This window comes from Tautonia sp. JC769 (assembly GCF_040717455.1).
Taxonomy (GTDB): domain Bacteria; phylum Planctomycetota; class Planctomycetia; order Isosphaerales; family Isosphaeraceae; genus Tautonia.
Map to the genome: position 1 here is coordinate 106,251 of NZ_JBFEFH010000004.1, position 20,312 is coordinate 126,562.

12 protein-coding genes are annotated in these 20,312 nt (G+C 65.3%); 8 read left to right on the plus strand and 4 right to left on the minus strand.

The window, feature by feature from the left end; genetic code table 11:
• The first annotated feature begins 245 nt into the window (after positions 1 to 245).
• The gene (locus AB1L88_RS05900) at positions 246 to 593 is read left to right on the plus strand and encodes a P-II family nitrogen regulator (protein WP_367095709.1); all 348 of its coding nucleotides are present in this window, start codon (positions 246 to 248) and stop codon (positions 591 to 593) included.
• 87 nt (positions 594 to 680) lie between these two features.
• Positions 681 to 1,076: a response regulator gene (locus AB1L88_RS05905; RefSeq protein WP_367095710.1), complete on the plus strand. Its 396-nt coding sequence runs from the start codon at positions 681 to 683 to the stop codon at positions 1,074 to 1,076.
• On the opposite strand, the gene AB1L88_RS05910 is transcribed toward AB1L88_RS05905, so the two are convergent.
• Complete coding sequence (locus AB1L88_RS05910; RefSeq protein WP_367095711.1) at positions 1,055 to 2,083, minus strand: alpha/beta fold hydrolase; 1,029 nt, start codon at positions 2,081 to 2,083, stop codon at positions 1,055 to 1,057. The two genes, AB1L88_RS05905 and AB1L88_RS05910, sit on opposite strands and share 22 nt — an antisense overlap.
• A 261-nt stretch (positions 2,084 to 2,344) precedes the next feature.
• Here AB1L88_RS05910 and AB1L88_RS05915 point away from each other — a divergent pair, with 261 nt between their 5' ends.
• The 5 genes from AB1L88_RS05915 (at position 2,345) to AB1L88_RS05935 (ending at position 12,368) form a co-directional block, all read left to right on the plus strand.
• Entirely contained in the window at positions 2,345 to 3,718 is a 1,374-nt protein-coding gene (locus AB1L88_RS05915; RefSeq protein ID WP_367095712.1) for a hypothetical protein, read from the plus strand.
• 255 nt (positions 3,719 to 3,973) lie between these two features.
• Positions 3,974 to 4,951, plus strand: a complete 978-nt coding sequence (locus AB1L88_RS05920) for a hypothetical protein (RefSeq protein WP_367095713.1) — start codon at positions 3,974 to 3,976, stop codon at positions 4,949 to 4,951.
• A 414-nt stretch (positions 4,952 to 5,365) separates the two neighbouring features.
• Positions 5,366 to 7,351 (plus strand): alpha-1,4-glucan--maltose-1-phosphate maltosyltransferase, encoded by a 1,986-nt coding sequence (locus AB1L88_RS05925; RefSeq protein WP_367095714.1) that lies wholly within the window; start codon positions 5,366 to 5,368, stop codon positions 7,349 to 7,351.
• 51 nt (positions 7,352 to 7,402) lie between these two features.
• Positions 7,403 to 10,765 (plus strand): maltose alpha-D-glucosyltransferase, encoded by a 3,363-nt coding sequence (gene treS / locus AB1L88_RS05930; RefSeq protein ID WP_367095715.1) that lies wholly within the window; start codon positions 7,403 to 7,405, stop codon positions 10,763 to 10,765.
• A gap of 280 nt (positions 10,766 to 11,045) precedes the next feature.
• Entirely contained in the window at positions 11,046 to 12,368 is a 1,323-nt protein-coding gene (locus AB1L88_RS05935) for a Gfo/Idh/MocA family oxidoreductase (protein ID WP_367095716.1), read from the plus strand.
• Between the two features lie 106 nt (positions 12,369 to 12,474).
• Here AB1L88_RS05935 and AB1L88_RS05940 read toward each other — a convergent pair whose 3' ends face one another.
• The 3 genes from AB1L88_RS05940 to AB1L88_RS05950 all read right to left on the minus strand — a co-directional run bounded on the left by AB1L88_RS05940 (position 12,475) and on the right by AB1L88_RS05950 (position 18,823).
• Positions 12,475 to 14,196 (minus strand): amidohydrolase, encoded by a 1,722-nt coding sequence (locus AB1L88_RS05940; RefSeq protein ID WP_367095717.1) that lies wholly within the window; start codon positions 14,194 to 14,196, stop codon positions 12,475 to 12,477.
• Positions 14,197 to 14,492: 296 nt separating this feature from the next.
• Positions 14,493 to 15,917 carry a DUF1501 domain-containing protein gene (locus AB1L88_RS05945; protein WP_367095718.1) on the minus strand — a complete coding sequence of 475 codons (1,425 nt, stop codon included), beginning with the start codon at positions 15,915 to 15,917 and terminating at the stop codon, positions 14,493 to 14,495.
• 95 nt (positions 15,918 to 16,012) lie between these two features.
• Complete coding sequence (locus AB1L88_RS05950; protein WP_367095719.1) at positions 16,013 to 18,823, minus strand: DUF1553 domain-containing protein; 2,811 nt, start codon at positions 18,821 to 18,823, stop codon at positions 16,013 to 16,015.
• A 474-nt stretch (positions 18,824 to 19,297) separates the two neighbouring features.
• Here AB1L88_RS05950 and AB1L88_RS05955 point away from each other — a divergent pair, with 474 nt between their 5' ends.
• Positions 19,298 to 20,290, plus strand: a complete 993-nt coding sequence (locus AB1L88_RS05955) for an aldo/keto reductase (RefSeq protein WP_367095720.1) — start codon at positions 19,298 to 19,300, stop codon at positions 20,288 to 20,290.
• The last annotated feature ends 22 nt before the right edge of the window (positions 20,291 to 20,312 follow it).

Genomic DNA, 20,312 nt, shown 5'->3' on the forward strand with positions numbered 1-20,312 from the left:
GCGGGGCCGAGACGGCCGGCCCGGATCGAATCCGAGGCCCTGGCCGCGGAAACACGACCGACGGCCGAAGGGCCGGGATCCCTCGCGATCCCGGCCCTTCGGCTTCGTTGATCGGCCGAATTTCGGTACAGTAACGGCTCAATCACCGCGACACCGGCGAGCGACCCCGATTGATCGCCCGCGACGCGAACCCTCCGCCCGGCCCGCCCGGCAGCGATTTGAGTCTCCTGAGGATGAGGGCGTCCATGAAACTGATCATCGCGATAATTCAACCGACCAAGCTCGAGGCGGTGAAGCTCGCGCTCTCGAAGGTCGAGGTCCACCGCCTGACCGTCATGGATGTCCAGGGATTCGGGCGGCAGCGCGGCTTCACCGAGGTCTACCGGGGCCACGAATTCACCGTGAATCTGCTGCGCAAGATCGAGCTTCAGATCGCCGTGAATGAGGACTTCGTCGAGCCGACCATCAACGCCATCATCGACGCCGCCCGGACCGGCAAGGATGGCGCGATCGGCGATGGGAAGATCTTCATCCTGCCGCTGGACGACTGCATCCGGATTCGCACGGGAGAGTGCGGCCCCGAGGCGATCTAGGCCCCGATGCCGCCAATGCTCCGAGGCTCGAACCCCCGCGAGTCGTCGCGGTCCCTCCGGAATGCCTTTCAAACGAGACGGACACCCATGAGCGATCGCGACCCGAATGCCCCGGACGGGCCTGATGCCGTCCTGCTCTGCCAGGACCTGATTTTCACGAGCAAGATCACGGGGACGGCCCGGGAACTCGGCTACCGCGTCCTGCTGGCCGGGACCGACCCGCTCGCGCAATCGATGCTGGAGCAGTGGCGGCCGGGCGTCGTCTTCGTGGACCTGGCCCATCCCCACTTCGCACAACCAGAGGTGCTCCTGGCGTACCGGAAACTGGCCCCGGAGGCGCGGTTCATCGCCTTCGGGTCGCACGTCGATGTGCGGGCACTGGCGGCGGCCCGAGACGTCGGCTGCGATCCGGTCTTGCCCCGCAGCAAATTCACGGCGGAGCTGCCGGATCTGATCCGTCGCTACCTCGGCGACCGCGCCTGATCGCGGTCGGAGGGACGGCCGGCGTCGCGTTCGGCCTGTTCATCGATGCGTCCGACGGCGACGGCAATGGCCTGCACGAGCGCCCCTCGGAGCCGTCGCTGGGGACGGGCGGCGGGGAAGCGGTGCGTCAGGTCCATGTGACTGACGTCCAGGATGCCGAGCCGGGTGCCCAGCTCGGGCAAGTACTGGTCGCCGACGGCCACCAGGCCGTCGTTCGGCCCGTAATAGGTCTCCAGGTAGCGGGCCACCGGGCGACGGAACGGGGGCTGCCGGGAGGGCGGGACGGTGGCCTCGATGTAGAACGTGCGGGGCCCGACGATCGGGATGGCGGAGCGCCGGGCGGCGAGTAGCCGCCCCCAGAAGCGTTCCGAAGCGTCCGTGGTCAGGTCGACGATCCCCTCGTGCTTGCCGTTTTCCAGCCGCTTGGCCGCGGCGTTGCGCATCAAGGTGGCCAGGGCGCGGGTCGGGGGGGGGATCTGCCGGTCCATCGGGATGCCGCTCCCGAGCAGGTAATCGGCGGCGCCGCTCCCGCCGAAGGGGCCCTGGATCAGGAACAGGGCGACGACCCGCTCGCTGACGAAGGCGGCCTCGTGCAGGGCGAAGGCCAGGGCGTCGCACGCCCCTCGGCTGTGGCCGATGATCACGATCGGTTCCGGCCCCTGGTCGGCGATCGCCCGGAAGGCGGCCCGAATCTCATCCAGGTTCTCCCGGATCCTCGCGTCGGAGCTGGGGGCGATGCGGTGAATCCGACGGGAGGGGACCCCCAGGCCCCGGAGCTCCCGGACATTCTGCTCGAGATAGCCGGGCGATCGCTCGTTCATCAGGCCCATGACGAAGACGTATCGGAACCCTTGAATTCGCTCGACCAGTTCCTCGTCGAGCTGCAACGTCCCGTCGAAGGAGGAGAGGAACCAATCCTGGAACTCGGTCGGCTCGATCGCGGGCGCGGGATGAACGCCGCCGAGGAGCAGGGCGGCCCTGAGCACGATGGACGGTGCGAATCCCATGAGTCGAGGTCCTTGGTGTACGATGCGGCGCCGGGCGGGTCACTCACGATCGAATGCAGCGGGGCACGTCTCGAGTGTACCGATTTTACGGAAATCATTCGCAATCTTCCCGACCAACCCGCACGCTGGTCCCTCGTGCAAGATCGGGGCCGGGCCGATGGGCCCGGTCGCGATCGCCGCGACCCTGACCCTTCTGAATCGGAACCCGGACGGAGCAACGGCTCGATGATCGAGCGATCGACACCTGAGGACGCAACCCCGATGAGCCTTCTGGATCGGATCGGTCGGAGCCTGTTCGTCGCCCTGGCGGTCGGCCTGGCCTGGGGGATCCGGGGCGATTTCGGGCACTCCATCGGCGCGATGTATCCGGGGGCGGCGCTGGGGCTGGGCTTCGCCTGGGTCGGCGGGCAGCGGTCGTTGTACCGATGGATGCCCATCCTGGCGGCGCTCTCGGCCATGGGGATCGGCTCGGGCGGGACGATGAGCTACGGGCTGCTGCACGGATACGCGCAGGCCGATACGTTCGCCAATTACGGCTACGGATTCCTGACCCTGTTCCTGCAAGGCTCCGCCTGGGGGACGTTCGGCGGGGCCTTGATCGGCCTGATGCTGGAACGCCGGGCGATGCGGACCGGCGACTGGCTGGGGCTGCTGGGGAGCATTTTCGTCGGGGCCTGGCTCGTCTCGCTGGTGATCGTGAACTGGCTCGGATTCCAGATCAATCCCCCCCGGAACAACATCTCCATCGTGTTCATGGGGGCCGCGGTCGGCCAGTTGGCCTGGCTGGCGATGAACAGGAAGCTCGTCGGCCTGCGCGGCGCGCTGCTCGGGTACCTCGGCTTCGGCCTCGGCATGGCGGGGGGCAGGCTGCTGGGGAACCTCGCCAATGTCCTCCAGGGAGTCCATGGATTCAGCATCAATCACTGGAATGTGATGGAAGTGACGTGCGGGATGATCGGGGGGTTCCTCTTCACCTTCGGCATGGTCAATCGATCGTACCCGGACCCGCCCGAGGAACCGAACATCAGGCTGGCATCCTTTTACGGGATCCTGACGGTCCTGGGCTTCCTCCCCCTCTGGCATCGACTGGCTCGGATCGTGCCGGCGGAGAAGCTGGCCGCCTGGTCCGCGACCCTCGCGAGCGAGGGCTGGGATCGGCCCGACGAGCTTGCGCGAACGGTGCTGTTGCTGCTGGATGGGGTCTGCGTCCTCGGCTTCGTCGGGGTCGCGGTCTGGTCGTTCCTCCACTTCCGGGCCAATCAGCGGTGGCCGGCGTTGCCGGTGCTCTGGTTGTCGACCACGATGTTGCTCTTCCAGAATCTGAATGCCCTGTACTTCTTCAAGGCGGCACAGGCCGATACGATCAACATGCACACGGTCTTCTGGGTGCTCCTGGCGCTGATGGCGGGCTACGCCCTGTTCGCCCGGCCGGGACCCGTCGAGACGGCCGAGGCCGGGCAGGACGACCGGGATGCGCGATTCCCGTGGGGCGCCTGGATCGGCCTGGGAGTCGTCGGGATGCTCGTGATCCTGCTCTCCGCATCGGCGATCAACGGAGACGCGACGATGTCATCGGCCAACACGCGGTGGCCCGACTGGTCGTGGCGCGACGGCCCGTTCCCCGGCCGGGAGTAAGTCGCACCGCCGGCCCGGGCTGCCCAGCGGGCGCATAAGGCGGTATGATGGGCGTCCGGCTTCCCGATCGATTGCCCCGGCGACTGCCTGCGACGCGAGGATCGGGGCGCAAGACGGTAGAATGAACGCTTGCGCCATTATTTTCGAGTTCGTTGGATTTTCCCTGAATCCGATCGGGCAACGTCGGACTGATCCGGCGCGTGTGGCGGTGGGCCCGACCCCTTCAACCCGGGATATGGAACGGCGATGCTCCACATGATTGTTGCTAGCCTGATCATCCTCGCCCCGAGACCGGCCCTCGATCCCCAGGCGGGGCGGGCGTCCGAAGCGCCCCCGGGCGAGTTCGACGAGGCGCTGGAGCAATCGCTTCGAAGCATGCTCGTTTATCACGATTTCTCGGTTGAGGAGATGGCCGCGGCGACGGGGCGGCCGGCCGAATTCGTGCGACGCGCCCTGGACCATTTCGAACTCTCGCGAGAGACGCGCCCCGAACTCCCCGACGACGGCAGGCTGTTGATTCTCCCGTATCCGGGCGGCAGGCATCCGAGGCTCGGGTTCCTCGACGGAGCGATCGACCCGAGGGCCGACACGAAGGTCTCCCTCATCTCGCCGTGGGGGGGGCGGGAGTATGTCGTGGTGGACCTCCCGGAGGCGATCTGGTGGGAGGATGAGTTGCTCTTCCTGGCGCACACGCATATCCCGACCCTTTGGACCGAGGCCGGCATCGAGCTGGGACCCCAGCCGTGGGCCCGCCAATCCGACCGCTCGCTGAGCAATCGGCGTCGGTTCCCCAATGGCGTGACCGTGGACGCGAAAATCGTCCCGGTCCGGCAAGGCGTGGTGATGGAGTTGAGCCTCACCAATCACGGGGAGGTCCCGCTCCGGGACCTTCGCGCGCAGGTCTGCGTGCTGCTCCGGGGCCTCTCCGGCTTCGACGAGCAGTCGGCCGATTGGGACGCGTTGCAGGCCCCTTACGCGGCGCGTCGGTCGCAAGACCGGGCGGACCGCTGGCTCGTGACGGCCTGGGATGACTGCCAGCGGGCCTGGGCAAACCCCGATTGCCCGTGCCTCCACTCCGACCCGAAGTTCCCCGATTGCCCGCCCGGCCAGACGGTGAAGGCCCGGGGGGTCATCGCGTTCGTCGAGGCAGCGGATTTCCGATCGGCCTGCGACGCCGTCGATCGCCTGAACTGGGACGCTCCGGCACCCGGCGGCGCGGCCGGGGACCCGTGATCGCACGAAGGGCCTGGCCGGAACCTGCTGTGGTACGATTCTTGCAGAAACGTGCAACATCCTCCTGGGGTGGCGTTTCGACGTCGGGTTTGCCGCGTCAAGGCGAGCGAGCGGACCCCGGGAGGGGCGGTGATACGAACCGGAGAGACATTGACCCTCATCTGCTCGAATCTCAACATAGGGACGATCGCGTGCCAGATGGGCAGGGTTCCGAGTCCCAAGATCCTGCGATGGCGTGGGACGGGGCGATTGCGCACGCAGCCCGGTCGTTGATCCACACTCCGCGATCACGCCGCCGGTGGCACCAGGGCGGACGTCCCCGCACCCGACGCTCCGAAGAGACTTGCGAATCGTGCCTGTCCCGCAGGGACCAGACCCGTTTCATTCTTCCTTCACCTTCGAGCCGCGAGACTGATGACAGCGACGCTTCAGAGTTCCCCCCTCGGCGCTTCCCGGACACGAGCCCCTTCGAGGATCATCATCGAAGGAGTGACACCGCAAATCGATGCCGGACGGTTCCCGATCAAGCGATCCGTGGGGGAATCGGTGGTCGTCGGTGCCGATGTCTTCGCCGAGGGGCACGACATCCTCAGGGTCCAGCTCCGATTCCGATTCGAGGGGGAGTCGTGGGCCGAGCGTCCCATGACCGCGCTCGGGAACGACCGCTGGGAAGCCCGGTTCGACGTCGATCGCCTGGGCCGATATGAGTATACGATCGAGGCGTGGGTCGACCGGTTCTCGACCTGGCGCGACGAGATTTCCAAGAAGAGCGCGGCCGGGCAGGACATCGGGAGCGAGTTGCTGGAAGGGGCCGAGTTGATCCGGAAGGCCGCCGAGCGGGCCGAGGGGCATGCCACGCAATGGCTCTCGGACCGGGCCGAGGCCATCCGATCGCCCGGCGACCAGGTGCCCCGGACGGCCCTCGCGCTCGACCCGCAGCTCGCCGAGCTGATGGAGCGCTACGACGACCGGGTCGGGGGCACGAGCATCGAGAAGGTCCTGGGCGTGGTGGTCGACCCTCCCCTCGCGCGGTTCGGCGCCTGGTACGAGATGTTCCCCCGCTCCGCCTCCCAGGAGCCCGGGAGGCACGGGACCTTCCGCGATGTCGAGGCCCGATTGCCCTACATCGCCTCGATGGGATTCGACGTCCTCTACCTCCCGCCCATCCACCCGATCGGCCACAGTTTCCGCAAGGGGCCGAATAACACCCTGACCGCCGGCCCGGACGACCCGGGGAGCCCCTGGGCGATCGGCTCCCAGGAGGGTGGTCATATGTCGATCCACCCGGAGCTGGGGACGATCGGCGATTTCGACCGTTTGGTGGCCGCCGCCGACGCCCGCGGGATCAAGATCGCACTCGACATCGCGTTCCAGTGCTCGCCCGACCACCCGTACGTCCGGGAGCATCCCGAATGGTTCCGGCACCGTCCGGACGGGACGATCAAGTACGCCGAGAATCCGCCCAAGAAATATCAGGACATCTACCCGCTGGAATTCGACGGGCCTGACTGGCAAGGGCTCTGGGAGGAGCTGCGGGACGTCTTCCTCTTCTGGGTCGACCACGGCGTGACGGTCTTCCGGGTCGACAACCCGCACACCAAGCCGTTCCGCTTCTGGGACTGGTGCATCGCCGAGGTGAAGGAACGCTGCCCGGAGGCCATCTTCCTGTCCGAGGCCTTCACGCGCCCGAAGATGATGAAGCGGCTGGCCAAGGGGGGCTTCACCCAGAGCTACACCTATTTCACCTGGCGGAACACGAAGGACGACCTGACGGAGTACCTGACCGAGCTGACCACCACCGAATGCCGCGAGTACATGCGGCCCAACTTCTTCGCCAACACGCCCGACATCCTCCACGAGTACCTGCAGACCGGCGGGCCGGCCGCCTTCAAGACGCGGCTCATCCTGGCCGCGACCCTCACCTCCGCCTACGGCATCTACGGCCCCCCGTTCGAGCAGTGCATCGGCACCCCCTTGCGGCCCGGCTCGGAGGAATACCTCGATACGGAGAAGTTCCAGATCCGCCACTGGAACCTCAACGCCCCGGGGAATCTGAGCGAGTTGATCGGCAGCGTCAATCGCATCCGGAAGGAGCACGTCGCGCTCCAGTCCGACTGGAACCTGCGGTTCCACTCGGTCGACAACGAGAAGCTGCTGGCCTACAGCAAGGCGACCCCCGACCGATCCGACGTCATCCTCGTGGTGGTCAACCTCGACCCCTACAACACCCAGTCGGGTTGGATCGGCCTGTCGCTCGACGAGCTGGGGGTCTTCGACGGGGACACCCTGATGGTCCACGACCTGCTGACCGACGCCCGGTACCAGTGGCGGGGCACCCATAATTTCGTCATGCTCGACCCGCATCGGATCCCCGCCCATGTCTTCCACGTGACCCGCTGACCCTCATCCCATCAATCTCCCTTATTCGGCTCGGCAGACCCAGGTATCCTCATGTTTTCTGCGCCCTCGACCGATCCGCTTTGGTACAAGGATGCGATCATCTATGAACTTCATGTTCGATCGTTTTTCGACAGTAACCACGACGGGATCGGCGATTTCCCGGGCCTGACCGAGAAGCTCGATTATCTCCAGGACCTGGGAGTGACCTCGCTCTGGTTGCTCCCGTTCTACCCGTCGCCGCTCAAGGACGACGGCTATGACATCGCCAATTATCGCAGTATTCATCCGTCGTACGGGTCGCGTCGCGACTTCAAGGTGTTCGTCCGAGAGGCCCACCGCCGCGGCCTCCGGGTCATCAACGAGCTGGTCATCAATCACACGTCCGACCAGCACTCGTGGTTCCAGGCGGCCCGGCAGGCGCCCAAGGGGTCGAAGAAACGCGACTTCTACGTCTGGAGCGACACGGACGAGCTGTATCAGGACGCCCGGATCATCTTCACCGACACCGAGAAATCGAACTGGACCTGGGATCCGGTCGCGCAGCAATACTTCTGGCACCGCTTCTTCAGCCATCAGCCCGACCTGAACTTCGACAACCCCCACGTGCTGCAGGCCGTCATCCGGATCATGCGATTCTGGTTCGACATGGGGGTCGACGGGATGCGGCTCGACGCCATCCCCTACCTGATCGAGCGGGTCGGCACGAATTGCGAGAACCTGCCCGAGACGCATGAGATCCTGAAGAAACTCCGGGCCGCCCTCGACGTGAACTACCGGGACAAGATGTTCCTGGCCGAGGCCAACCAGTGGCCCGACGACGTCCGCCCCTACTTCGGCGACGGCGACGAATGCCACATGGCATTCCACTTCCCCGTGATGCCCCGCATCTTCATGGCCGTTCGCCAGGAGGACCGCACCCCGATCGTCGAGATCATGGAGCGGACCCCGGACATCCCGGAGAACTGCCAGTGGGCGATGTTCCTCAGGAACCACGACGAGTTGACCCTCGAAATGGTGACCGATGAAGAACGCGACTACATGTACAACGAGTACGCCGCCGACCCCCAGGCCCGCATCAACCTGGGGATACGGCGCCGGCTCGCACCCCTGGTCAATTACAGCCGCAGGCGGCTGGAGCTCCTGAACAGCCTGCTCCTCTCCTTCCCGGGCACTCCCGTCATCTATTACGGCGACGAGATCGGCATGGGAGATAATATTTACCTCGGTGATCGCAACGGTGTCCGGACGCCGATGCAATGGAGCGGCGACCGGAACGCGGGGTTCTCCCGCGCCGACTTCGCCCGGCTCTTCGCCCCCCCCATCATGGACCCGATCACCGGCTATCAGGCGATCAATGTCGAGGCCCAGCAGCGCGACCCGTCCAGCCTGCTCAACTGGATGAAGCGGATGATCGCCCTGCGCAAACGCTACCGGGCGTTCGGGCGGGGGACGATGGAATTCCTGAAGCCGGCCAACCACAAGGTCCTTGCCTACGTCCGCCGATACAAGGACGACATCATCCTTTGTATCGCCAACCTCTCCCGGTTCGTGCAGCCGTGCGAACTCGACCTCTCGGCCTTCCAGGGGATGCGGCCGGTCGAGATGCTCGGCAACACCGAGTTCCCGAGGATCGGCGAGCTCCCCTACTTCCTGACGCTCGGCCCCCACGCCTTCTACTGGTTCACGCTCCACCGCTCGAACGAGCCGACGATCCTCGACCTGACACCGACCGGCCCCGAGGAGACCTCCGTCCCGACGATCGAGCTGGAAGGCGGATGGGACACCCTGCTCAAGGGACGATCCCGCAAGCGGCTCCAAACGGAAGTCATCCCCGCATTCCTCCGGCGCCAGCGGTGGTTCGCCGGCAAAGCGCGCAAGTTCCGATCGGTCGAGATCCTCGACTCGACCCAGCCGAGGAACCTCCCCGACCGCACGACGATCGTCACGATCGAGGTCCGATACGACGATGGGCACGTCGAGAACTATGTCCTCCCCCTCGGCATCGCGACCGGTGCCGGCGGCTTCGACCTCGTGAATCAGGTGCCGAAGTTCGTCCTCGCCATGCTCCAGGGCAAGGAAGGGCAGGCGGTCCTGCACGACGCGATCGCCGACGACCAGTTCTGCCTCGCGCTCCTCGACGCGGTCCGGAATCGCAGGGAATTCAGCTCCTCCGCCGGCCGCTACCGCGCCGAGCCGACCTCGGCTCTGGCCGAGACGCTCGGTGGCGCCGAGGTCGACCTGAAGCCGAAGCGTTCGACCGGCGAGCAGAGCAACACCAGCATCATGTTCGGGCAGCGCCTGATCATGAAGCTCTTCCGTCGGGTCGAGTCCGGCACGAATCCGGAGCTGGAGATCGGCCGGGCCCTGACGGAGAGGACCAGCTTCGAGAACTTCCCGAGGCTGGCCGGATCGATCGAATACCGACGTCCCGACACGGAGCCGACGACCGTCGCGGTCTTCCAGGAGCTCGTCTCGTTCCAGGCCGTGGGGTGGGAGCACGCCCTTGATGAACTCTCACGCTATTACGAGCTGATCTTGAGCCGGCCCGAGCTGGAGCCCCCCTCGATCGGCACGACCGGCCCGCTGGGCCTCGTCGGGGTCGAGGCGCCCGAGGTCGTTCGAGAGACCGTCGGCGTGTATCAATCGGCCGCGGCCACCCTGGGCAGGCGGACCGCCGAGCTCCATCGAGCGCTCGCCAGCCTGACCAGCGATCGCGACTTCGCCCCGGAGTCCATGAAGGCCCCCGATCGCGAGAAGCTCGCCCGGGAGATCCGAGGGCAGGTCGATTCGGCGTTGAGCCTGCTCCGGGATCGGATCGAGACGCTGCCGGACGAGATCGCCCCGCTCGCCCGCCGGGTCCTCGAGGCGCAGAACCTCATCACCGCCCCGCTCGACGCGCTGCCGAACGCCCCGATCGAGTCGCCCCTGATCCGGGTGCACGGCGATTACCACCTCGGCCAGGTCCTCTGGTCGTTGAACGATTACGTCCTGCTCGATTTCGAGGGCGAGCCGGCGAAATCGATCGAGCAACGCCGGGCGAAACACTCGCCGATCAAGGACGTCGTCGGCATGCTGCGTTCCTACAGTTATGCCGCCTTCGCGGGCCTCTTCGACGCGAGCCAGGATCGCACCTCCGACTTCGACCGGTTGCTTCCCTGGGCGATCGCCTGGGAACAATGGTCCTCGGCCTCGTTCCTGGGCGCCTATCTGGAGGTCGCCGAGCCCGCGGGCCTCGTCCCGAGCGACCGGCAGCAGCTCTCCCTGCTGATCGACAGCTACATGCTCGACAAGGCGCTCTATGAACTCCAGTATGAATTGAACAACCGACCTTCCTGGGTCCGTATCCCGCTCGCTTCCATCGGCCAGTTGCTGGAACGTAGCCAATCGGCCGGTCCTCATGCGGACGGCTCCTGAGTGTCGCCATCGTCTCCGAATCCCAGGAATGCTGTCCGATCCTCTCGGACTCCCGTCGAGGGTCAACTCGTGCCACGAGGACACGAGTTGACCCTCGACGCGGTCAGAACCACACAGCTTGATCTCCTGGCCCCTGCGTTCTGCCTCATGATCGCAGCGATACGCGCCGAAGGGATCGGGAGCTTCCGCCCCGGGCGGTCGAGGGAGACCGTTGCGTTGCTCCTGGGAAGGGGGTAGCCTCGCCTGAGCATGAACCCTTCCTCCCCAGAGGACTCCTCCAATGTCGATCCCGATCCCTCCGATGAACCGCCGCGCGGCGCTGAAGGCCCTTGGAAGCGCGATGGCGATTCCCTTCGCGTCCCGGGTGCGGGCGCAATCGCCGAACGAGACGCTCAACCACGCCAGCTTCGGGGCCTCCGGCATGGCCCTGGCAGACATCCGATCCCTGACGGCCAGCCCCCACATCCGCCTCGTCGCCGTGGCCGACGTCGACCTGAACCGCACGGCCGAGGTGAAGAAACTCTTCCCCGACGTCCGCGTCTATCAGGACTATCGGGCCTTGCTCGATCAAGAGACGGATCTCGACTCGGTCAACGTCTCGACCCCGGACCACATGCATGCGCCGATCACCATGCAGGCCATCCAGCAGGGCCTTCATGTCTATACTCAGAAGCCGTTGACCCAGACGATCTACGAGGCGCGCCAGCTGGCCAGGGTCGCCGCCGAGAAGGGGATCGTCAGTCAGATGGGGATCCAGATCCATTCCCATCCCGTGCACAAATCGGTCGTCGCCACCATCCACGACGGCGCCATCGGCCAGGTCAAGGAGGTGCACAGCTGGAGCGGGAAGCAGTGGGGCGACCGTTCGGCCCGGCCCGACCGCACCGACCCGGTTCCCGAGGGGCTTGACTGGAATGGCTGGCTCGGGGTCGCCGCCGATCGTCCCTACATCTCCGGGTGGTATCACCCCGGGAACTGGCGGAAACGGCTCGATTTCGGCACGGGAACGTTCGGCGACATGGGCTGCCACATCCTCGACCCGGTCTTCGCCGCCCTCGAGCTGACCGCTCCCACCGAGGTCCGATCGGAAGGGGGGGCGCCCAACGAGCACAGTTGGGGGCTCGACTCGGTCGTCCGATACACCTTCCCCGGAACCCCGCAGACGGCCGAGACCTTGACTCTGACCTGGTATGATGGCGATCGTCGCCCCCCCAGCGACGTGACCCAGGTCATCGGAGACCGTGACCTGAGCGATCAAGGGTCGCTCTATATCGGGACGAAAGGGGTACTTTACTCCCCTTACATCGCCCCCCCCGTGCTCCTCCCGGCCGAGGACTTCGCCGATTACAGTCGTCCCGAGCCGGAAGGGGATAACCACTACCTGCAGTTCGTCGAGGCCTGCCGGGGCAACGGGATGACCTCGACCCCGTTCTCATATGCCGGCCCCCTCACTGAAATGGTGCTGCTCGGCTGCCTCGCGACGCGGTTCCCGGCAACGTCGCTGGCCTGGGACGCGGAAGCCATGAAGGTGACCAACGTCGAGGACGCCAATCGCTTCGTTCGCAGGGATTACCGAGAAGGGTTCGAGACGCCGGGGCTGTGACGCAAAGGACCGGCTGATTCGACCCCCTCGCAACGCCCATCCGCCGGCTGTGCGGGACAAACCGCGATCCGACCGGGTTTGTCCCGCACCTGTCGATCGCCCCGGGTCAGGGTGATTCCTCCGAGTGCGTATAGACCTGGGCTCCCTGGAGATACGTCTCCAGGACTTGCGCGTGCAACAGCTCCTCGTCCGTGCAGGTGAGGAGGTTTCGGTCGAGGATGATGAAGTCGGCACGCTTGCCGGGTTCGATCGAGCCGATCTCATCCTCAAGAAACAACAGCTTCGCATTATTGATGGTATAGAACTGGATGGCCTGTTCTCGCGTGAGCGCCTCTTCGGGATGGAGCGATCCCTCGAATCCCTTCGCCTGTCGGGTGGTTGCGATCCACATTCCCAGGAACGGGTTATAGGGGTTGATCGACCGGAACGAGCCGATTTTCTGCATGTGATCGGAGCCGCCACCGACCGTCACTCCCGCCTGGAAGAGGCTCTGCAGCGGCTGGAAGTAGCGCAGGCGATCGTAACCGAACTGGGAGACGAGCGTCCTCGTATCGAGGTAGAGCCAGGCAGGCTGGATATCGACCACGACGCCGAGGCGCGCCGCCTGGTCGATCGCTTCACGACTCATGAAGTTCGAATGGGTCAGGCAGGGCCGGGTCGGGGCGATGAGGAGGTCGCGATTGACGGCCTCGTAGGCATCGAGCAGCGCGTGGACGGCCCCGTCTCCCACGCTATGGGCCGTGAATTGCAGGCCGGAATCCACCGCGGCTCGCACCATCGGCGCGAGCCGCTCCGGGGGGATGAACAGGACCCCTTGATAGTCGGGATCATCAATCGAGTAGATCTCGCTCAGTCCCCAGGGCTCGCGCATGTAGGCGCTCCCGGTCAGCATCCCGCCATCCAGGAACATCTTGATGCCGACGGTGCGTAACATGGAGTCCTCGGTACGCACCGCCTCGTCGGCGACCTTCCGGATCGTCGCCTCGATCTCCTCCAGAGTGCCCGCGGAACCCACGGCGTGCGAGATGCCAATCCGCACGGTCAGCGCATCCGACTCGTGGAGCCGCTCGTACTGTTCGACGGCCGAGGACGCTGCATTCCGATCGATGATCGACGTGATCCCCACCGAGTTATAATCGCGGAACAGCGTCGTTAAACGCTCATCCTCTTCCTCCCTCGAGGGCGTCCGGCCGGTCGACTCCGTCTTCACGTATCGCGTCAGGTTCCGGAGGATGCCGGTGGGCTTGCCGGTCGCCGGGTCCCGTTCGACCTTCCCGGGGCCTTCCGGCTCGAAATCCTCATCGATCCCGCTCAGTTCGAGCGCGAGCGTGTTGAGCGACGCGTCGGGGCCGGTTGCGAACAGGACAGGATTCCTGGGTGCGACTCGATCGAGCTCGTCCTTCGTCGGGTACCGTTGTTCCTTCAGCCTCGTGATGAAGACCTGCCGGACGACGACCCACTTCCCGTCCCCGAGCAGTTCGGCACGGTCGCGAATGTAGCTGAGCACGTCATCGATGGTCTCCATTTCATCGATGTGGTGATCAAACTCATGCATCGACGCCCCAGTCGGATGGGTATGCGAGTCGATCAGCCCCGGCAGAACGGTCCGCCCTTGCAGGTCGACCACCTTCGTCTCCGGCCCCTGGACCGCCTCCATCTCGTCCGCCGACCCGACCCGAAGGACGCGTCCCTCGGCGACCGCCATCGCCGACGCGATCGAGAATTCGGGGTCAACCGTCACGATCGAGCCATTCTCGAAAATGACTTCGGCCGTTGGGGCCTCATCTGCCCGGCCGTCCCCCCCCAGGAGGAGGAGGGCAACCAGCATGGGTGGCATCGTTCGAGACATGGCAGGACCTTGGGTTCGGTCGGACAGGGTGGGGACGAGGGCTGATCGGCACTCGCCCTTGATTCAGGAGCCGGACCCATATTGTGCCGGGGGGGACGTTGCCCGGCAACGGTCTGCTCTCGCGAGGAGAACCCGCGGAAGTGCCCGGTCCGGAGCGTCCAATTACCCGACAACTTATTCGGTTATAATATTAGGTCGATCGAACTAGGAGCCCTCTCACGTCATGGATTTTCTCTTGAATCCGGGGGGCTTACTGCGTGAATCAGGGCGACGGCTCACGCGAGGACCTCCTCCACCACCCGACCGTGCACGTCGGTCAGCCGGAAGTCTCGGCCGCTGTAGCGGTAGGTGAGCCGTTCGTGGTCGAGGCCGAGGAGGTGGAGGATCGTGGCGTGCAAGTCGTGCATATGCACCTTGTTCTCGATCGCCTTGTGGCCGAACTCGTCCGTGGCGCCGACCGCGTGGCCGCTCCTGGTCCCCCCGCCGGCCAGCCAGACGGTGAACCCGTCGGGATTATGGTCGCGTCCGGTCCCTTTCTGCTGGGCATAGGGCGTCCGACCGAATTCACTCCCCCACCAGACGAGCGTGTCCTCGAGCAAGCCGCGTCGCTTCAGATCGGCGAGCAGTCCCGCAATGGGCCGATCCACGCGCCGGGCATGCTGCTCGTGCGCGGGCATATTCGAATGCTGGTCCCAGGCCGGATTGGCGGTGCTGTCTCCGTAGGTCACCTGGATGAACCGCACCCCCCGCTCGCTCAGGCGGCGGGCCAGGAGGCACTGGCGACCGAAATTGTCCGTGGGTTCCCGATCGATCCCGTACAGGGCCTTCGTCTCCTCGGTCTCGCCGGAGAGGTCGAGGACGTCCGGCGCATTCATCTGCATGCGCCAGGCCAGTTCATACGAGGAGATGACCGCATCCAGTTCCGAATCCTCGCCCGTCGATCGCTGTTCCTGATTCAATGATCTCAGGAACTCCATCTGACGCGCCTGCTCCCGGGGCGATCGCACCGGGTTGGAGAGGTTCCGAATCGTGGCTTCCGACGCAGGTGCCCCCGCCTTCCCGAGCGCGGTCCCCTGGTACGCGGCGGGAAGGAACGCATTCCCGTAGTTCCTCGCTCCCCCGTTCCCTGCCGACGGGCCGATCGTGACGAACCCCGGGAGATTCTCGCTCTCCGTGCCGAGTCCGTAGGAAATCCAGGCACCCATCGAGGGCCGGATCCCCACCGTCGCCCCGCAGTGCAAGAAGAGCGTCGCCGGGCCGTGCGCAACCCCCTCCGTGTGCATCGAGTGGAGGAAACACAGGTCGTCGACGTGACGGTTCATTTCGGGGAATAAGGACGACCCCCACCGTCCCGACTCCCCGTGACGGGCAAAGTCCCAGAGCGGACGCATGATTCGCTGCTCGGAGCCCCGTTTCCCGCTATTGGCGAGGACCCGAGCATCGTCGAACGGCATGTCCTTGCCGTCTCGAGCCGAGAGCAAGGGCTTGTAATCGAACGAGTCGACCTGACTGACACCACCTTGCATGAACAGGAAAATGACCCGTTTCGCCCTCGGTGTGAAGTGGGGAGCACGCGACGAAAGCAGATCCGCGGGCGACTCCGCCCGAGTCCGAGCCGCCGAGAGCCCGGCCAGCGCGATCGACCCGAAACCACACGCGGCCGATTGAAGCAAGGCACGACGATTGATTGGAAACCCCACGGCGTCCTCCACGAATGCTCACGGGTCGGTCGTGCTCCTGCGGAAACAGGAGCCATGTCTCGAGGCTCACCACATGTTCCGACGTGGCAGAGACGTCAGTCGGCGTAGCGGAAATCGACCGTCGCAAAGAGGGTGTGAACGAACAACGACCAGGCTTCTCGCTCGTCAAGGGTCGACTCGGCCAGGAAACCCCGGGCGATGGCAAGCTCGTTCGGCGACGGAGATCGACCGAGCATGAGCCGATACGCATGATTAATGCGATCGTCGAGGGTGGCGAACTCGTGCGCCAGCAATCGAGTCGCCGTTCCTCGCGCTTGCTCGATCACGAACGGATGGTTCATGAGGAACAAGGCCTGAGTGGCCACGGTACTCGAATCGCGACGGCCGACCACCATGCTCGGGTCGGCAAAATCGAAGACCTCGAAGATCTCTGGAAGGGCATTCCGAAACACCGGCTCATAGACGGATCGCCGCGAACTCCTTGACTCGAATCCGTAATCCGCCGCGAGTGTCTCGGGGAACGAGGGACCATACATCGCGCGATCGAGCATCCCGGATACCGAGAGCATCGTGTCCCGGAGATGCTCGGCCTCCAGTCGCCTGCGATTCATGCGCCAGCGCAGCCGGTTCTCAGGGTCGAGCACCTCGGCACCGGTCTCGGCGAACGTTGACAGTCGATACGCCCTCGACATCACGATCCTTCGGACGAGCGACTTGATCGACCAGCCGTCCTCCATGAACTGGACCGCCATCGTATCCAGCAATTCCGGATGAGAGGGGGCCTCGCCCGTCGTGCCGAAGTTGTCGACGGAGGCCACCAGGCCCGCCCCGGTCAACCAGTGCCAGGCCCGGTTCACCACGACGCGTGCCGTCAGGGGATTCTGCTCGGAGGCCACCCAATCGGCCAGTTGCCGGCGCCCGCTTTCATCCTCCGGCAAGGGTTCCCACGTCTCCTGGGTCGCGACCCGGAGGAACCCGCGAGGCACTTCCTCGCCCAGATTGTGAACACTCCCGCGGATGTGGATGCTGAGGTCTCGGATCGGCTCGTCCTCGACGACCGACATCACCATCTCTCTCCGGGGGGCTTCTCGCTTGAGATCCTTGAGCCGTGATTCCAGCCGGGCCAGTTCCGAACGCCCCGACGAGTGAGTGTCAGGCGGGGGCGCCGTACCGTCGACGGGACGCCAGACCACCGCATCGGCGGTCACATGCCCCTGGGTCGATTCATTGGAAAGCTGCACATACGCCTGGCCGTTCGCCTCGAACCGGAATGCCCCCAGGCTGACGTACCGCCCTTGGATCGGCGGAGCCCGCCGCTGGTCGACCGCGTGTTCCGAATCCCCCTCCGCGCTCAGGATCCTGACCGGGACCGCGGGTGATCGGCCCGCCCCGGGAGAGTAGGCCAACCAGACTTCGTACATCCCCGCTTCCGGCAATTCGGGCTGAAACGTGAGCGTTTTTTCACCCTTCTCCCGGTTGTCATCGTGGAGATACCCCGCGCCGATGAACGTTCCGGAGTAGGTCGAATGCTTCCAGTCGCCGACCCGGTCGGCCTCCCCGTCATCCACCACGATCCCCGGCACGGCGTCCACGGCGAGGATGCGGTCGCCGGCGCCGGAATCCTTGAGCGACCGACGAAGGGCCTTGATTTGCGCCTCCACCTCGGCGACGGAGGCGTCGTGTGCCCGGATGGCCTCCTCCCGAGCCGGTTCCATCGGCAACGGCACTTCGATCCAGGCAGAGACATTCGCGTGGTCCATGGCGCGAGCATTCCTGAAGATGCCGGCCAGGGCATAATAGTCGCTCGTGGGGATCGGATCGAATTTGTGATCATGGCATCGGGCGCACGAGACGGTCTGCGCGAGGAACGCCTTGCTGGTGGTCTCGATCTGCTCGTCCACCAGATCCATGCAGAGTTGTTCCTTGTCCTGCTCTTCGAGGTTGGTATTCCCGAGGACGAGGAACGTGGTCGCGACGAGCTGACGCCGACGATCTTCGAGCGTCTCCGCCTCCAGCAGGTCGCCCGCGAGTTGCTCTCGGACGAACTGATCGAACGGCATGTCGGCATTGAACGCGTCGATGACATAATCCCGATAGCGCCAGGCCTCCTTGAAGACCAGGCCCCGCAGCGTGAGCGACTCGCCGAAGCGGGCCACGTCGAGCCAGTGTCGACCCCAGCGCTCGCCGAAATGCGGAGATGCCAGCAACCGGTCGACCAACTCGTCGTATGCAGTGGGCGAGGGGTCGTCCGCGAATCGTTCGATTTCCTCGGGCGTCGGCGGCAGGCCGATGAGGTCGTACGAGAGGCGACGGATCAATGCTGTCCGATCGGCATCGGCAACCGGCCGGATCCCTTCCGCTTCCAGCCGAGCGAGGATGAAGCGATCGATTTCGGAGCGAGGCCAGGAGGCGTCGATGACCCGCGGTGCGGGCGTGCGCTGGGGGGCCTGATAGGCCCAGTGCTCTCGGCCCGCTTCGAGGTCGATCTCCGCGGTGCGGGCCCGCTCGCCGCCCCGGTCACGAGGGTCGGGGGCCCCTTGCCCGACCCAGGTCTCGAAGTCCTCGATCACCGAGTCGGGGAGTTTCCCTTCCGGCGGCATCTGCAACAAATCGTAGCGCAAGGCATCGATCAGCAGACTCTCGTCCACCTCGCCAGGGACGACCGCCGGCCCGCTCGCCCCGCCGAGCAACAGCCCGTCGCGATCGTCAAGCAAGAGATCCCCTTTCAGTTTACCGGCGTCGTCGGCCTCGGCTGAATGGCATCGGTAGCACTTCTCGACGAGGACCGGCCTGATCTTCGTCTCGAAGAAATCAACGCCATCTTGCGTCATGGAATCCCCGAAAACGGGGCTCCCCATGGCAAGCAGCACGACCACGAGTAATGAACGCTTCGGAAGTGATTTCATCGAGAGATCGTCCTCGTCTTCACGACCATACGAGGCCGGGGTCATCGAGGTGACCTCTCGACCATGATCCGGAGGGGGCGCGCCTCGGCGACTGAGAGGGATCGGGCAAATTCATCCGAGGCACTTCTATTGGACCCGATTCAAGGCGGCGGTTCAAGGATTCCCGAACATGGCGTGGCAAACCCATCGGAAGATTCGCGTACTCCTCATCGGCGTCTCGGAGCGGGACGCCAGGCTGGTTCGGTCCGACGCCAGCAGCCCCGGGAGCGTGCCCCCGTGGGTAATCGACTCGGTATTCGAGCGAGGGTCGATCTGGCGTGGTCTTCGCTGCTCGCCACAGGCCATCCGGAAGATTTGGGCTTGAATCAGACGATTCGAGCGATGACCTTGGGAATCGCCCTGGGCGGACACCGGACCGTTGGATCGGACTATCGGGTCCCCCTACTCAACCGATTCGGGGAGTGTTTGGCGATCATGATCGAGCGAACCCTGGGCAAGAGTGGCCTGAAGGTCTCGGCCGTCGGGCTTGGCTGCATGGGGATGAGTGAATTCTATCATCCGAATCAGATGAACGACGAGGAGTCCGTCCGCGTCATCCACCGCTACCTCGATTCCGGTGGCAATTTCCTCGACACGGCCGACATGTACGGTTCCGGCCACAATGAGCAGCTGGTCGGCAAGGCCATCAGGGGTCGTCGCGATCAGGTCGTCCTGGCCACCAAGTTCGGCAACGTGCGCGGCCCTGACGGCTCCTTCCTGGGGGTTCGAGGGGACGCCGCCTACGTCCGAGAGTGCTGCGACGCCAGCCTGAAACGCCTCGGTGTCGATGTGATCGACCTCTACTACCAGCACCGAGTCGATCCGAAGACCCCGATCGAAGAAACCGTCGGTGCCATGGCCGACCTCGTCCGCGCGGGTAAGGTCCGCCACCTCGGTCTCTCGGAGGCCGCACCGGCCACGATCCGGCGCGCAGCCCAGGTCCACCCCATCACCGCCCTCCAGACCGAATACTCCCTCTGGAGCCGAGAGCCGGAGGAGGCGATCCTGCCCACGATCCGCGAGCTGGGCATCGGCTTCGTCGCCTATAGCCCGCTCGGCCGAGGCTTCCTGACCGGCCAGTTCCGGTCCATCGACGACTTCCCCGCCGATGATTACCGACGGAACGCACCCCGGTTCCAGGGCGAGAACTTCCAGAAAAATCTCGACCTGGTTGAAAAAATCAAGGCACTCGCCGCGGCCAAGGGCTGCTCGGCCAGTCAGCTCGCCATCGCCTGGGTACTCGCGCAGGGGGACGACCTCGTACCGATCCCCGGCACCAAGCGGTCGCACTACCTCGATGAGAACCTCGGCGCGCTCGACGTCCAGCTCACCAGCGACGAATTGCAGCAAATCGACACGATTCTGCCGGCCGGCGCCGCCCGGGGCAATCGCTACGCCGATCGTGCAATGCAGGCGATCGACCGATAAAGCGGGGGAGCCCGGCCTTCGG

What these genes read in the sequence shown, in the direction of transcription:
- AB1L88_RS05935 (WP_367095716.1), top strand. Translation starts at nt 11,046, where the DNA reads ATGTCGATCCCGATCCCTCCGATGAACCGCCGCGCGGCGCTGAAGGCC.
- AB1L88_RS05925 (WP_367095714.1), top strand. Translation starts at nt 5,366, where the DNA reads ATGACAGCGACGCTTCAGAGTTCCCCCCTCGGCGCTTCCCGGACACGA.
- AB1L88_RS05915 (WP_367095712.1), top strand. Translation starts at nt 2,345, where the DNA reads ATGAGCCTTCTGGATCGGATCGGTCGGAGCCTGTTCGTCGCCCTGGCG.
- AB1L88_RS05940 (WP_367095717.1), bottom strand. Translation starts at nt 14,196, where the DNA reads ATGCTGGTTGCCCTCCTCCTCCTGGGGGGGGACGGCCGGGCAGATGAG.
- treS (WP_367095715.1), top strand. Translation starts at nt 7,403, where the DNA reads ATGTTTTCTGCGCCCTCGACCGATCCGCTTTGGTACAAGGATGCGATC.
- AB1L88_RS05950 (WP_367095719.1), bottom strand. Translation starts at nt 18,823, where the DNA reads ATGAAATCACTTCCGAAGCGTTCATTACTCGTGGTCGTGCTGCTTGCC.
- AB1L88_RS05910 (WP_367095711.1), bottom strand. Translation starts at nt 2,083, where the DNA reads ATGGGATTCGCACCGTCCATCGTGCTCAGGGCCGCCCTGCTCCTCGGC.
- AB1L88_RS05920 (WP_367095713.1), top strand. Translation starts at nt 3,974, where the DNA reads ATGATTGTTGCTAGCCTGATCATCCTCGCCCCGAGACCGGCCCTCGAT.
- AB1L88_RS05905 (WP_367095710.1), top strand. Translation starts at nt 681, where the DNA reads ATGAGCGATCGCGACCCGAATGCCCCGGACGGGCCTGATGCCGTCCTG.
- AB1L88_RS05955 (WP_367095720.1), top strand. Translation starts at nt 19,298, where the DNA reads ATGATCGAGCGAACCCTGGGCAAGAGTGGCCTGAAGGTCTCGGCCGTC.
- AB1L88_RS05900 (WP_367095709.1), top strand. Translation starts at nt 246, where the DNA reads ATGAAACTGATCATCGCGATAATTCAACCGACCAAGCTCGAGGCGGTG.